The organism is Ramlibacter sp., assembly GCF_035548915.1.
GTDB lineage: Bacteria > Pseudomonadota > Gammaproteobacteria > Burkholderiales > Burkholderiaceae_C > Ramlibacter.
In genome coordinates, this window is the sequence record NZ_DASZSE010000051.1 from 76,584 (window position 1) to 90,871 (window position 14,288).

Consider the following 14,288-nt stretch of genomic DNA (forward strand, 5'->3'; position numbering starts at 1 on the left):
TCTTACTGCCCGCGCGAGCGCATCGTCGAGTGCGTCTGTGCGTTCTGCCCGCCGCCGCTGCCGCGCCGGCGATTGCCGCCGCCGCGGCGGTTCGAAGCGCCCATCGCATCGATGCTGGTGCGGGTCGGGTCCGGCTGGCCGCCGGCGTTGCCGCCCATGCGCTTCACGCCCGTCATGTCGCGCCGGCTCGGCAGGTTCGTGCGCAGCGGGTCCACGTTGCGCGGGATGCGCGAGTCGTCGCTGTCGTCGGCGTCGTCGTGCTGCCGATGCGCGGGCGCATGCGCGTCCTGGCGGGTCTTCGCGTGATGGGGGTCCTGGCCGCCGTGGCGCTGCCGAGCGGCGTGATCGGGACGGGGCTGCTGGGCGGGTCGTCTGCGCGCATCGCCTTCGCTGCGGGGCTGCGCATGCGCCTGAGTCTGCGTGCCGTTGCCGCCGCGCCGGTCGCCCTTCGGCGCGGTCTTCCTCGCGGTGGCTTCCTTCTCGGAGTCCTTGCGTTCGCGGATGCGCTGCATCATCTCGCCGCGCGCGGCCTTCGCCGCGGCGTTCATCACCTCGCGCGACGGCATGCGGCCCGCGCCGCCCCAGAGCACCTGGCGGCCCATGGCGATCGGCTCGGCCTGCTCGCCTTCTTCGGGACCGAAGCCCTCGAGCGTGCGCACCGGGATCGACTGCTTCGTGAAGCGTTCGATCTCCTTCATGAAGCCTTCTTCGTCCAGGCACACGAGCGACACGGCCTGGCCTTCGCGGCCCGCGCGGCCGGTGCGGCCGATGCGGTGCACGTAGTCCTCGGGCACGTTCGGGATCTCGTAGTTCACGACGTGCGGCAAGTCGTCGATGTCGATGCCGCGCGCGGCGATGTCGGTCGCGACCAGCGCGCGCAGCTCACCGCTCTTGAAGCCGGCGAGCGCCTGCGTGCGCGCCGTCTGGCTCTTGTTGCCGTGCAATGCAAGCGCCTTGATGCCGGCCTTGTTCAGATGGTCGGCCACGTTGTTCGCGCCGAACTTCGTGCGCGTGAAGACGAGCACCTGCGACCAGTCGTGTTCGCGGATCACGTGGGCGAGCAGTGCCTTTTTCCTGCCGCGGCCCACGGGATGGATCACCTGCGAGATGCGCTGCACGGTCGTGTTGCTCGGCGTCACCTGGATGTGCAGGGGGTCGTGCAGCAGGCCGTTGGCCAGGTCGCGGATTTCGTCGCTGAACGTGGCGGAAAAAAGGAGCGACTGCTTCTGCGCGGGCAGGAGCGCGAGCACCTTCTTCACGTCGTGGATGAAGCCCATGTCGAGCATGCGGTCGGCTTCGTCGAGCACGAGGATCTGTACCGTGGAGAGATCGAGGCGGCCCTGCTGGTTCAGGTCCAGCAGGCGCCCGGGCGTGGCGACAAGGATGTCGACGCCGGACCTCAGGCGTTCGATCTGCGGGTTCATGCCGACACCGCCGAAGATGACGGTGGAGGTGAGCTGCAGGTACTTGCCGTAGGTGCGCACGGACTCTTCGACCTGGGCCGCGAGTTCTCGGGTGGGCGTGAGCACGAGGGCGCGGATGCCGTATCCTCCGAAGCGGTTGCGCGCGCTTCTCGCCATCGTGAGCTTGTGCAGCATCGGCAGCGTGAATGCGGCGGTCTTGCCGGTGCCGGTCTGCGCGCCTCCGAGAAGGTCGCGGCCTTCGAGCACCGCGGGGATGGCCTGAGCCTGGATGGGGGTGGGCGTTTCGTAGCCCTCTTCGCGCACCGCCTTCAGGATGGCCGGTGCCAGTTTCAAATCGTCAAAAGTCATGGAAAAAATACGCGCACTGTCCCCGGCGCAGGGGCATCGGCCGTTTCGGGTGCATGCACCCGTTCCAGTCAAGGCAGATGAGGTCTGATGAAGCGGGAGCCCGCGGCCCGGAAGGCCGCATCGTCCCCAGCGAAGCGCTGAGCTTGCGGGCAACTGGGGTCCACAAGAATCCGCATTGTCGCACAGACCGGCCGCGCGTGGCCCTTCGCTCCGGTTTTCGACGCTCGACCCGCCGATGCGACCTCTGGTCCGGTGGGTCCGCCGTTTCGTTACCGCTACTTACATATCGGCGACAATACGCCGGTGGGGGAATTTTCCGGGAACGGACCGGCGTAGCTGTTTCGATGCACGAGTGGTGCGGCGCAAGGCTGGCGCGCTCGCGGCGAGGTCCGGATAATCGCCCGAAGCAGGAGAGCCATGGCCACGAATTTGTTGAAGCTGCGCATGGGCGTCGCGGACGACCCCACGGCGCTGCAGCCGTCGTTGAACGATTGCCTGGAAGCGATGCTGCAGCAGGCCGAGGTGCTCATGATGGACGTGCTGCGCGGGCTGGAGCTCGCGAGCCTGCCCGCCGGAGCCCAGCGCATCGCGGCGTTTTCCAAGGGCGCGAACAAGGCCGCCATCGACAGCCTGCGCTCGGGCAGCAAGACGGTCTGCAAGACCTACAGGGAAGAACTCACGCGTCTCGTCTACCACGCGGGTGGCAAGGAGCAGCAGCAGACCGAGCTGCTGCGCTTCGAGGACTTGCAGCTCTTCGGCGACGCCGAGCTGGATCAGAGCATCGAGGTGGCGCGCGCGCAGCAGGAGGTGAGCCACGCGGTGGACGACGTGCTGCCCGTGCTCGATTCGCTCGTGAGCACGCTTCTCGGGTGGCGCACGATCCAGCCGGGGCTCAATCCGCTGCGGCCCGAGGTGTTCGTGCGCGCGCTGCAGGCGACGCTCGCCGCGCACGTGCCGGATGGGCCGGTGCGCGAGGCGCTGATCGCGCCGGCGGCGGGTCTGCTTGGCGTGAACCTGCGAAAGCTCTATCGCGAACTGTCCGAATGGCTCACGTCCACGGGCGTGGAGCCCGCGGTGCCGCTGGGCGGCCGCATCACGAAGGGCGGCGGGGCATCGGGCGCGCCGGTCAACGACACGATGGCCAAGACGCTGCTCACGCTCGACCGGCTGCGCAAGCTTCTCGCGGGTGACTTCGACCAGCCCGGCGGCCGGCCCGACTTCCTGCACACCGTTCCCGCGTCCATCGGCCTCCTGCAGGAGATGAAGGGCGTGGACGCGCTCGTGAAGCGGCTCGAGACGAAGCGGCCGAGACGCGAAGAGCCCGAGCCCGAGACGCTCGAGGAGCGCGAGCAGATCGCCGCCGATGCGCCGCCTCAGCCGCGCATCGGCCAGCAGCTCGGCGAGGAAGTGGTGCGGCTCATGTTCGACAACCTCGGCAGCGACCAGCGGCTGCTCGCTCCGCTCAAACAGGAGCTGAAGGTGATCGAGCCGGCCGTGCAGCGCCTCGCGCAGGACGATTCGCGCTTCTTCAGTGACCGCACGCATCCGGCGAGGCAACTGCTGGACCGCATCACGCAGCGCAGCCTCGCGTTCGCGAGCGAGGACGATCCCGGCTGGCCGCGGTTCATGAAGACGGTGGAAGAAGCCTCGCAGTGGCTCGGCAGCAAGGTGATCGATGCGGACACGTTCGGCGAGCTGCTGGACCAGTTGCAGGATCAATGGTCCGAGCAGGACCAGGCGCTGCGTGCGCGGCGCGAGGAAGCGGCGCGCGCGCTCCTGCACGCCGAGCAGCGCAATCTTCTTGCGCAAAAGCTCGGGGCGGAGTTCGCCGAGCAGCTCGAAGGGCTCGAAGTGGCCGAGTTCGTGGCCGATTTCCTGAAGGGCTCCTGGGCGCAGGTGGTGGCCGAGGCGCAGCTCAGCTGCGCGGACGGCTCGGACGATCCGTACGGCTATCGCGCGCTCGTGGACGACCTGATCTGGAGCGTGCAGAAGAGCACCTCGCAGCGAGGCCGCACGCGGCGGCTCGTGCAGATGATCCCGGGGCTGCTTGCCAAGTTGCGCGACGGCCTGGCGCGCATCGAGTATCCGCCGGAGCTCACGCAGCGTTTCTTCGACAGCCTCATCACCATTCACCGCGCGGCCGTGCAGGAAGGCCGCGACCCCGAGGCGCAGGCCGCGGCCGAGGCGGTCGAGTCCGAGCCGTCGCGCATCGACACCGACGCGGCGGTGGAGGCGATGTGGATGGCGCAGGCCGAGGTGAGCGAATCGGGCTACATGGACGTGGACTCGTACCTTCCGCCCGAGGCGGCGGAGGAGATCGAGCGCGAGGCCGAGCAGGAAGCCGCGCTGGAGCAGCAGATCGAGGATGCGAGGGCGAAATCCGAGGAGGATTCCGCGCCCGCGCCGCTCGAGCCCGTCGGCGCGGCCGAGATGAAGACGGGCACGTGGGTGGAGCTGATCGTCGAGAAGAAGTGGACTCGCATGCAGCTCACGTGGGCGAGCCCGCACGGCACGCTCTTCATGTTCACTTCGATCGCGGGCACGGCGCACTCGATGTCGCGCCGCACGCTGGAGCGGCTGCGCGCCGACGGTTTGATCCGCGTGGTGGCGGACCGCAACGTGGTGGACGAGGCGCTCGACAACGTCGCGAAGGCGGCGTTGCGCAACAGTCTGCAGGGAAAGGGGTAGCCTTCGCGGCAATGACGAGGGCGGGTGGGATAATCCAACGTTTCCCCGCATCCCCACCCATGGCCCAATACGTCTTCACCATGAACCGCGTCGGCAAGATCGTGCCGCCGAAGCGGCAGATCCTGAAGGACATCTCGCTCTCCTTCTTTCCCGGCGCCAAGATCGGCGTGCTCGGCCTGAACGGTTCGGGCAAGTCGACGCTGCTGAAGATCATGGCGGGGATCGACCGCGAGATCGAAGGCGAAGCCATTCCGATGCCCGGCATCAAGATCGGCTACCTGCCGCAGGAGCCGCAGCTCGCGCCCGACGAAACGGTGCGAGAAGCGGTCGAAGGCGGCATGGGCGAAGTGCTCGCGGCGAAGAAGCGCCTGGAGGAGGTCTACGCGGAATACGCGGAGCCCGATGCGGACTTCGACAAGCTGTCGGAAGAGCAAGGCCGGCTCGAAGCGATCATCGCCACCGCTGGCGACGACACCGAGCACCAGCTCGAGATCGCCGCCGACGCGCTGCGCCTGCCGGCGTGGGACGCGGTGATCGGCCAGCTCTCGGGCGGCGAGAAGCGGCGCGTGGCGCTGTGCCGGCTGCTGCTCTCCAAGCCCGACATGCTCCTCCTCGACGAGCCCACCAACCACCTCGACGCCGAGTCGGTGGAATGGCTCGAACAGTTCCTGCTGCGCTTTCCCGGCACCGTGGTGGCCGTCACGCACGACCGCTACTTCCTCGACAACGCCGCCGAGTGGATTCTCGAGCTCGACCGCGGCTACGGCATCCCCTGGAAGGGCAACTACAGTTCGTGGCTGGAGCAGAAGGAAGCCCGTCTCGAGCAGGAGCAGAAGACCGAAGACGCGCACATGAAGGCGATGAAGAAGGAGCTCGAGTGGGCGCGCCAGAACCCGAAGGGGCGCCAGGCGAAGAGCAAGGCGCGCCTCGCGCGGTTCGAGGAACTGTCCTCGATCGAGTATCAGAAGCGCAACGAGACCCAGGAAATCTTCATCCCCGTGGCCGAGCGCCTGGGCAACGAGGTGATCGAGTTCAAGGGCGTGAGCAAGGGCTTCGGCGACCGCCTTCTCATCGACAACCTGAGCTTCAAGGTGCCCGCGGGCGCGATCGTGGGCATCATCGGGCCCAACGGCGCGGGCAAGTCGACGCTCTTCAAGATGATCTCCGGCAAGGACCAGCCCGATTCGGGCGAGGTGCGGCTCGGCGCCACCGTGAAGCTCGCGCTGGTGGACCAGAGCCGCGACGATCTCGGCAACGACAAGACCGTGTGGGAAGACGTCTCCGGCGGCCTGGACATCATCACCGTCGGCAAGTTCCAGATGCCCAGCCGCGCTTATGTGGGCCGCTTCAACTTCTCGGGCGGCGACCAGCAAAAGAAGGTGGGCCTTCTTTCCGGCGGCGAACGCGGGCGGCTGCATCTTGCGAAAACGCTCGCCACGGGCGGCAACGTGCTGCTGCTGGACGAACCCTCGAACGACCTCGACGTGGAAACGCTGCGGGCGCTGGAAGACGCGCTGCTCGAATTCGCGGGCAGCGTGATGGTGATCAGCCACGACCGCTGGTTCCTCGATCGGATCGCCACGCACATCCTCGCCGCGGAAGATGAGAGCCGCTGGACGTTCTTCGACGGCAACTACCAGGAGTACGAAGCCGACAAGCGAAAGCGCCTGGGCGACGAAGGTGCCAGACCGCACCGGGTCCGCTACAAGGCGCTCAAGTAGGGTAGGTTCGCCGCAAGGGCACCCCGCCCAAAGGTGGAGTCATGCCGAGTCGCCTCGAACCCCATCCCGACAGCCGCCCCCACGCCAATTCCCAGCAGGCTCTCTACCGCGCCATCATGAAGGACGCGGCCTCGCAGGGCCGCCTCCTGATCGAGCGCACGATCCACCGTGCCGTGGTGGACATGCCCGCGCTCGCGCAGCAGTCGGGCGACATCGTGGAGCGGGGCCTCCTGAACGAGGCGGCTCGGGTTCTCGCGAAGCACGAAGCGCAGCTTGTCGAGGCGTATCCGCAGGCGCTGCTTGCGGAATTCGCCCACGCGATCGCGGGCGACACGCGCAAGGCGGGCGTGAGCTTCGACTCGCTCGAGCTCATGGGCGACGAGCAGGTGCAGGAAAGCGTGGAGATGATGCGCGCGCAGCAGGCCGTGCTGCGCGCATGCGAAAGCGAGCTGGCCGCGCTCAACGCGCTCGTCTCCGCGGTGCAGGGCCTTGGCACGGTGCAGCCCGGGCTCAACCCGCTGCGCCCCGAAAGCTATGTGAGGGCGCTGCGCCAGGTGGTGCAGCAAAGTCCCGTCTCGGCGAGTGTCCGGCGACGCTGGACCACCCATCTCGCAACGGCGATGGGCCCGGAGCTCGCGGCGTGTTATGGCGAGCTGTCGCAGAAGCTGCGCTCGCAAGGCGTCGTCGACGCGGGCTTCGTCGCGGCGCCCACCGGGGAGCCGACACCCGTCGCGAAGGCCGCGGCCGAAGCGAATACGTCGCTCAACGTCCGTGAACTCAGGCGTCTCCTCTCGGGTGACAGCGTGCCGCCGGGCAGCGATGCCGCATCGTCGAACTTCGCGATGACCATGCCGGCCGCGTTCGAGACACTGCAGGAAATGCGCGAGCTCGACACGGTCGCCGAGCGCCTTCAGCAGCGTCGCGCCGCGGGCGCGGCCCAGTCGCCGGACCAGGCGCTCGCGCAGGAAGTCGTGGCGCTCATGGTCGAAAACATCGCGAGCGACGCTCGCCTGCTCGAGCCCGTGCGCGAGGCCGTGCGCGAGCTGGAGCCGGCGCTCAAGCGCCTCGCCGAGGCCGATCCGCGCTTTTTCAGCGACAAGGCGCATCCCGCGCGCAGGCTGCTGGAAGAGATGACGCAGCGCAGCCTCGCCTGGACCAGCGTCGATGCGCCCGGGTTCGCCGCGTTCCACGAGCCGCTGCGGCAGGCGGTGGACGCGCTCGCGCAAACGCGCCTGAGCGCCGCCGAGCCCTTTGCCTTCGCGCTGCAGACACTGCACGAAGCCTGGGGCGAAGCCGAGAAGCGCGAACGCCGCCAGCGCGAGAAGGCCGTGCGGGCGCTCATGCAGGCCGAACAACGCAACCTCCTGGCCGGGCGCATCGCCGGCGAGCTGAGCCAACGCGCGGACGTGGCGGCCGCGCCGCCCGAGATCGGGCAGTTCCTCGCGGGGCCGTGGTCGCAGGTGATCGCGCAGGCGCGGCTCGCGCCATCGGGTGAAGCCGGCGACGCGCAGGCGTACACCGAGCTCGTCGCGGACCTCGTCTGGAGCGCCCGGCCCGACCTCGCGGGCGCGAATCCGGCCCGGCTCGCGCGCCTCGTGCCGCCGCTCGTGGAGCGGCTCGAGCGAGGCCTGAAGTCGATCGACTATCCGCCCGCGGATGCCCGGCGCTTTCTTGACGTGCTCGCTTCGCTGCACGAGCGCGCGCTCGGGCGCGAGCCGGGCAAGCTCACGCGCGAGGCGCTCGAAGCGCGGCTCGCGGCGCACGCCCCCGCCGATTCCTGGCTGGCGCCGCTCGAAGCGCGCGAATCCGGCTTCATGAAGACGCACACATCGCTGCCGCAGCCGCTCTTCGAGCCCACGCAGCCGCTCGCGGCCGATCCCCCGCCGTCCGCCGATGGACCCGAGCTGCCCGAAGTCGCGCTGCAGCCGGGCGCCTGGGTGGAAATCTTCGAGGGCCGATGGGTGCGCTGGCAGCTCACCTGGGCGAGCCCGCACGGCACGCTATTTCTCTTCACGCATCCCGACGGTCGCCGGCAGTCGATGACGCGCCGCCTCGTGCACAAGCTGCTCGCGGCGGGGTCGCTGAGGCTCGTGTCGTCGCAGGCCGTCGTGGCGGGCGCGCTCGATGCGGTCGCGCAGGCGGCACTTCGCAACAGTGCGGACCTGTAGCGGGGGCGCTCGCGCGGCATCCCGATTGTCCCGCGCCTGCACAGGCACGGCGGCGACGAGTGCTGCGCCCTTCGTCCTACAACCCGCGAGGGGGCGCGCGCGCAACATGCGCACAGAGCGGATTCCTCCTGAGCCGCTCACAGCATTGGAGCCCGATATGAAGATCGCCCTCTTCGTGTGTGCCGCCCTGGTCGCGGCCCCCGTGTTTGCCGATGACCTCGTCGCGAGGAACGGCGATGACAGCGTGCGCCTGAGCGAAGGCAAATGCACGAGCGAGCTCGTGCTCGCGCGGCTCGAGCCGCAGACCCAGACCGAGTACAAGGCGGCCACCGCCGTCGTGGGCGGACAGCAGTTCCAGGCGTGCTGGCACGTGGTCGGAAACTCCGCGCACCTGATGTACGAAGACGGCGACCAGGGCCTGATCCCGCTGGAGGATCTGAAGCCCGAGCTGAGCGCCTGATACCCGCTCACCCCCCTGTTTGGGGACGGTGCCCCGGATGAAGCACAATCCGGGGTTATGCCCAACATCGCAACCGTCCTCAAATCGGAGATCGCCCGGCTGGCGCGCAAGGAAGTCCGGTCGGAAACCGATACCCTCAAGAAATCGTCCGTGCAGTACCGCGCGGACATCGCGGCGCTCAAACGCACCGTGAAGGAACTCGAACGGCGACTGAAGCTGCTGTCGAAGGCGAACGGGCGAGCGAGCGTCCGCGCCGACGACGCCGAGCCCGAACGACGCCTGCGCTTCAGCCCCTCGCGCCTCGCGGCGCAGCGCAAGCGCCTGGGCCTCTCGGCCGCGGACTTCGGCGCGCTGGTCGGAGTCACCGGCCAGTCCATCTACAAGTGGGAGCAAGGCAGCGCCCGTCCGCGCACGGCGCAGCTGCAGGCCATCGCGCAAGTGCGGTCGCTCGGCAAGCGCGAAGCCAACGCGCGCCTGGAGCAGCTGCAAAGGCGCTGACGCGCGGTCACGAACGAGGACGCGGGCGCCCTTCACGCAAATCGCGCGCATTGTGCGCCTCGCGCGCACCGTGCGCCTCCGTGCAGGCTGAAGCCCGCCAACGCTTCACTGCGGCGTCCTACAGGTCGAGGCAGGGCCGGGCTTTTACAGTCGCGGCAGCATGACTCACCCCGCCATCCAACGCGCCGGACACTTCGCACGCCGTCTCGCGGCGGCGGTTCGCCACCATCCATGGCGTACGGTGTTCGCGTTTCCCGCGCTCGCGCTCGCGTACGCACTCGCGCTCTATCCTTTCACGCCGAGCATCGGCGACATCCGCCGGGCCAAGCTCGAACAGCCGACGGTCGTGCTGACCGCGGACGGCAAGGAGCTCGCGGTCTTCAAGCGCGCGAACCGCGACTGGGTGAAGCTGAAGGACATTTCGCCCAACGTCGTGAACGCGCTGCTCGCGACCGAGGATCACCGCTTCTACGCGCACCACGGCTTCGACGCGAAGCGCACGCTGACCGCTCTCATGGCGACCGCGGGCGGCGACCGGCAGGGCGGCTCGACGATCACGCAGCAGCTCGCGCGCAACCTGTACCCCGAGGAAGTGGGCCGCGCGCCGACCATCACCCGCAAGATCAAGGAGCTCATCACCGCCTTCAAGATCGAGGCGGTCTACAGCAAGGACGAGATCCTCGAGACCTACCTCAACACGGTTCCCTTCCTTTACAACGCGTACGGCATCGACGCGGCGGCGCGCACCTATTTCGACAAGAAGGCGGACAAGCTCGATGCCGACGAGGCCGCGACGCTCGTGGGCATGCTGAAGGGCACGAGCTACTACAACCCCGTGCTGAACCCGGAACGCGCGGTGCAGCGGCGCAATACGGTGCTCGCGCAGATGGTGAAGTACGGCAAGCTTCCCGCGGGCAGATTCGAATCGCTCGCGAAGAAGCCGCTTCGGCTCGACTTCGAGCGGCTGCCCGAATTCGCGGGCATGGCGCCGCACCTCGCGCAGAACATCCGGCGCTGGCTCATCGATTGGGCCGACCGCCACGACTACGACATCTATGCGGACGGACTCGTCGTGCGCACGTCGATCGACTCGCGCATGCAGAAGGTGGCCAACGAGGCCGTCGCGCGGCGCGCGCGCGAACTGCAGGGCAAAGTCCCGGTGCAGCTCAACGCGGGACTGCTCGGGACCTTCGTGCGCGAATCGTCCGAATACAAGGCCGACCGCGAAGCCGGCATGAGCGACTCCGAGGCGCTCGCGAAACTCGAAGCCGACAAGCAGTTCATGAAGTCGCTGAAAGAGGACAAGACGCGCCTCGAAGCGAGCTTCCTCGCGATCGATCCCACGAACGGCTACGTGAAGGCCTGGGTCGGCAGCCGCGACTACGAGGACGACAAGTACGACCACGTCGCGCAGGCGCGCCGCCAGCCGGGCTCGACCTTCAAGCCCTTCGTCTACGCCGCCGCATTCGAAGCGGGCGCGCGGCCGACCGACACGTTCATCGACCAGATCACGACGATCCAGGTCGATCGCAACCAGTTCTGGAGCCCCGGCGACATCCACGGCGTGACGAACCAGCCCATGACCTTGCGCGAAGCGCTCGTGAAGTCGAAGAACACGATCACCGCGCAGGTGATGCAGCAAGTGGGCCCCGCGCGCGTCGCGCAGGTCGCGCGGGCCATGGGCGTGCGCCAGAGTCCCCTGGAGCAGGTGCCCTCGCTCGCGCTCGGCACGAGCCCCGTCACGCTGCGCGAAATGGTGAGCGGCTACGCGACGATCGCCAACAACGGCGGCTATATCGAGCCGATCGTGGTGCTCAGCGTGGAAGACCGCAACCACCACGTGCTGGAGGAGTTCCGCCCGAAGCTGCCGGAGCAGTCGATCCCGTCGGAAGTGGCTCAGACGCTCCTGGACGTGATGCGCGGCGTGATCGACGAGGGCACGGGCGTGGGTCTGCGCCCGCGCTTCGGCATTCCCGCGAGCGTGGACCTCGCGGGCAAGACGGGCACGACGCAGAACTACACCGACGGCTGGTTCATCGCGATGCATCCGCAACTCGTGATGGGTGCGTGGATGGGCTTCAACGACGCGCGCATCACGATGCACGACGAGTACTGGGGGCAGGGCGCGCACAACGCGCTCTTCGTGGTCGGGGACTTCCTGCAGCAGTCGCTGAAGAACGGAACGCTCGATGCCAAGGCGGCGTTCCTCGTGCCCAAGGACATGAGCAAGGGAGCGCCCAACGGCGGCGGCAGCATGTGGGACCCGCTCGTGGGCAAAGTGAACGACTGGTGGAACAGCATGTTCCAGAGCTCGGGAAATGACTCGGCAGCCGTCGCGCAGCCGACGCCTGTTCCCGAGCCGCCTCCCGCGCCTCCCATGCCGGCCATGCCACAGGTGCCGAGCGCGCCCATGCCGCCCGAGCAGCAGGCGATGCCGGCTCCCGAGCCACTGCCCGACTCCGGGGCGATGCCGTCGACGCCCGCTCAGCGCGCGGCGACCGTCATCGTCGGCGCTCCCGCGCCGCGCGCGCCCGATGCGACGATTCCCGCTTTGCGAAGCCAGCCCGAAAGCGCGCCGGTGGACGTGCAGGTCGCCGCCCCCAGCGCGCGCGGCCGCATGCCTCAGCCGGCTCTCGGAACGCCGCCTGCCGCGATCGACAAGCTGCCGGGAGTGAGCTCATGGACGCCAGTGCCGTCCGCGAGCATCGTCTCCGCCGCGCCAGGCGCGACGAATTCCACATCGGTGGCCACCGGCTCCGCGCACGCGCGCGCCGAGACGACGCAAACGCGTGATTCCGTCACGCCGCAGGAACATTTGTCCCAAAGCAATTTCTCCGGCGCCGTTAACTCCGATGCCGCGGCGTCTCCGGCCGTCGGAAGCGCGACGGGTTCGGCTTTCGCCAACTCAGCCGGCAGCCAGTAGCTGTCGTTCGTCTGACACGCTGCCTCGGCAGTGTCGCTCCTCATCCACGGGCAAGCGCGGTTATGCGCAGCATTGCGCTGCTGAGCCAGCGGCGTGTCCTGCGATGTAGGACGAGACCTTGTAACGGATCGAACTTTTCCTACGCCGAGCAGGTCTGTCGGGTTCGCTTGAAAACAAGAGGACCCATGACGAACAGGAGATTGAGCATCGCTTCATCCGCCACGGCGCTCGCGCTCGCCGGCTTCGTGGCCACGGGGATACACGGCGCGTCGCTGCCGGCGCTCGCCAAGGCCGACGCGAACCCCGTTTCTTCAGGTCGTGTGCAGCCCGATGCGCCCGCTGGCGATGTGCGGGTGCGTGCGCAATTCACGCAAGAGCTTCCCGTGTTCGGGAACAATCTCACGAACCCTGCATCGCAGCAGATGATCGCCGTGACCGGCACGCAATCGCGCACGGCGCAGCAGGTGACCGACACCGTCCCGCCGCGCGACGCTGCCTACTACAGCCAGCTGCGTTCCCGGCTCAACTGGGTGCCGGTGCGCCTGGGCAACACCGAGCTGAAGACGCCGGACATGCTGTCGCGCCTGATGCTCGTGCAGTCGGCCGCGCGGCGCGCCGGGCTCGCGCAGGTGGGTCTGAGCTTCGCCGACGTCTACGGCATCATCAACGCGGAGACTTCGTGGATTCCGCGCGTGGGAGCGAGCAAGGACGGCACGCCCAATCTCGGCATCGCGCAGTTCGAGCCGGCGACGGCCAAGGCGCTGGGCCTCAGCAATCCGCAGGATCCGGTGGAGTCCGTGCACGTGATGGCGCTGCACCTGAAGGACGCGGCGCTCTGGAGTGCCCGCAAGCTGCAGGGCCTCAAACTGTCGCCTGCCATGTACACGGCGAAACTGCGCGAGGGCCTGTCGGTCTACTACAACCTCTCGTCCAAGGGCCGCTCGCAGTGGAACGGCCTGAACACGGCCAAGCTGCCGATCGAGACGCGGCGCCACATCAGCAACGCCGCGCAGGGCGCGCGCGAAGCGCAGACGCTGGAGGCCGAAGTGCGCGAGATGCGCGCGCAAGGCCGCATGGAAGCGCTCAATTCGCCGGCCTCCGGCTTCCTGAAGACCGGCGGCTGAGCGCGGCCGCAAGACGCGACGGCGCGATCAGCCGCGCTTGCGCACGAAGCACATCTGCCGCCAGAAGTGCATGAAGTCGATGTCGCCCTCGCCGTTGTCCATGTCGCGCAGCGCCGCGTCGGCGAACTGCGCGAAGTGGCTGCGATCGAAAGCCGCGGGGTCCTTGGGGAACGTGAACATCCGCTGGTAGTGCGCATCGTGCGTGCAGCGCAGGTCCTCGATCACGTAGTAACCGCCGGGTTTCACGCGCGGCCAGAGATGCGCGAACGCCTGCACGATGTCCAGGCTCACGTGCGAGCCGTCGTCGATGATCACGTCGAACATGCGCTGCGTGTCGAGCGCGGTCGCATCGGCGATCATGATCTCGATCTGCGGCCAGCCCTTGCAGAGTGACTTGCAGGCGTCGCGGATATCGACTCCGACCACGCGCGAGCGCGAAAAGTATTTCGCCCAGGTCTTCAACGACGAGCCGCAGGCCACGCCGATCTCCATGAGGTCGATCGGCGCGCCGCGCATGCCTTCGAAATACTGCTCGTACACGAGCGTGTAGCGGTGCTTGATGCTGCCCTTGTCGGTCTTGTAATGGTCCGCGATGTCGGTGAGCGTGGCGCTCGCGTAGTCGATGTCGAAGCCGGGCTCGTAGTCGATGGGAGGCGTCGTGTCCAGGGAATAGATGCGGTCCGGCGACGGCTCCCGGGGCGAGCCTGCGATGGTGGCCGCCGTCGGTGCCGGGGGCTCAGAAGGCGGCTGCGGATGCGGAAGCGTTTCGGCCGTCGGGGCCTGCGCGGCGGGCTTGGAGAGCGAGCCCCTCATGTTGCGCAGCATCGTGAGAAGGATGGACATGGACGCGTGCTTCGTCGTTGGCTGCGGCGAGTGTAATGCGGCGGCGCCAGGGCTTCCGCAGGAGAAGCATCGCGAAGGCGCTACGCTCGGG

At 68.2% G+C, this 14,288-nt stretch carries 9 protein-coding genes; 7 read left to right on the forward strand and 2 right to left on the reverse strand.

Annotation, left to right across the window (positions count from 1 at the left end):
* Positions 1-2: 2 nt before the first annotated feature.
* Complete coding sequence (locus VHA82_RS22870; protein ID WP_325547483.1) at positions 3-1,772, reverse strand: DEAD/DEAH box helicase; 1,770 nt, start codon at positions 1,770-1,772, stop codon at positions 3-5.
* Positions 1,773-2,189: 417 nt separating this feature from the next.
* On the opposite strand from VHA82_RS22870, the gene VHA82_RS22875 reads away from it, so the two are divergent.
* The 7 genes from VHA82_RS22875 (at position 2,190) to VHA82_RS22905 (ending at position 13,354) form a co-directional block, all read left to right on the forward strand.
* Positions 2,190-4,460, forward strand: coding sequence for a DUF1631 family protein (locus VHA82_RS22875; RefSeq protein WP_325547484.1), 2,271 nt, complete (start codon positions 2,190-2,192; stop codon positions 4,458-4,460).
* 59 nt (positions 4,461-4,519) lie between these two features.
* A complete protein-coding gene (ettA, locus tag VHA82_RS22880) occupies positions 4,520-6,181 on the forward strand; it encodes an energy-dependent translational throttle protein EttA (RefSeq protein ID WP_325547485.1) in 1,662 nt (553 codons plus the stop codon).
* A gap of 41 nt (positions 6,182-6,222) precedes the next feature.
* Positions 6,223-8,349, forward strand: a complete 2,127-nt coding sequence (locus tag VHA82_RS22885; RefSeq protein ID WP_325547486.1) for a DUF1631 family protein — start codon at positions 6,223-6,225, stop codon at positions 8,347-8,349.
* A gap of 157 nt (positions 8,350-8,506) precedes the next feature.
* Positions 8,507-8,809, forward strand: coding sequence for a hypothetical protein (locus tag VHA82_RS22890; protein ID WP_325547487.1), 303 nt, complete (start codon positions 8,507-8,509; stop codon positions 8,807-8,809).
* Between the two features lie 57 nt (positions 8,810-8,866).
* Positions 8,867-9,307 carry a helix-turn-helix transcriptional regulator gene (locus VHA82_RS22895; RefSeq protein WP_325547488.1) on the forward strand — a complete coding sequence of 147 codons (441 nt, stop codon included), beginning with the start codon at positions 8,867-8,869 and terminating at the stop codon, positions 9,305-9,307.
* A 160-nt stretch (positions 9,308-9,467) separates the two neighbouring features.
* On the forward strand, positions 9,468-12,230 hold the full coding sequence (locus VHA82_RS22900; RefSeq protein WP_414708689.1) for a transglycosylase domain-containing protein: 2,763 nt from the start codon (positions 9,468-9,470) through the stop codon (positions 12,228-12,230).
* A gap of 185 nt (positions 12,231-12,415) precedes the next feature.
* Complete coding sequence (locus tag VHA82_RS22905; RefSeq protein WP_325547490.1) at positions 12,416-13,354, forward strand: hypothetical protein; 939 nt, start codon at positions 12,416-12,418, stop codon at positions 13,352-13,354.
* 27 nt (positions 13,355-13,381) lie between these two features.
* Here VHA82_RS22905 and VHA82_RS22910 read toward each other — a convergent pair whose 3' ends face one another.
* A complete protein-coding gene (locus VHA82_RS22910; protein ID WP_325547491.1) occupies positions 13,382-14,197 on the reverse strand; it encodes a class I SAM-dependent methyltransferase in 816 nt (271 codons plus the stop codon).
* Positions 14,198-14,288: the final 91 nt, after the last annotated feature.

Excerpts from the sequence above, each read along its gene's own strand:
- VHA82_RS22870 (WP_325547483.1), bottom strand. The coding sequence starts at position 1,772 with ATGACTTTTGACGATTTGAAACTGGCACCGGCCATCCTGAAGGCGGTG.
- VHA82_RS22875 (WP_325547484.1), top strand. The coding sequence starts at position 2,190 with ATGGCCACGAATTTGTTGAAGCTGCGCATGGGCGTCGCGGACGACCCC.
- ettA (WP_325547485.1), top strand. The coding sequence starts at position 4,520 with ATGGCCCAATACGTCTTCACCATGAACCGCGTCGGCAAGATCGTGCCG.
- VHA82_RS22885 (WP_325547486.1), top strand. The coding sequence starts at position 6,223 with ATGCCGAGTCGCCTCGAACCCCATCCCGACAGCCGCCCCCACGCCAAT.
- VHA82_RS22890 (WP_325547487.1), top strand. The coding sequence starts at position 8,507 with ATGAAGATCGCCCTCTTCGTGTGTGCCGCCCTGGTCGCGGCCCCCGTG.
- VHA82_RS22895 (WP_325547488.1), top strand. The coding sequence starts at position 8,867 with ATGCCCAACATCGCAACCGTCCTCAAATCGGAGATCGCCCGGCTGGCG.
- VHA82_RS22900 (WP_414708689.1), top strand. The coding sequence starts at position 9,468 with ATGACTCACCCCGCCATCCAACGCGCCGGACACTTCGCACGCCGTCTC.
- VHA82_RS22905 (WP_325547490.1), top strand. The coding sequence starts at position 12,416 with ATGACGAACAGGAGATTGAGCATCGCTTCATCCGCCACGGCGCTCGCG.
- VHA82_RS22910 (WP_325547491.1), bottom strand. The coding sequence starts at position 14,197 with ATGTCCATCCTTCTCACGATGCTGCGCAACATGAGGGGCTCGCTCTCC.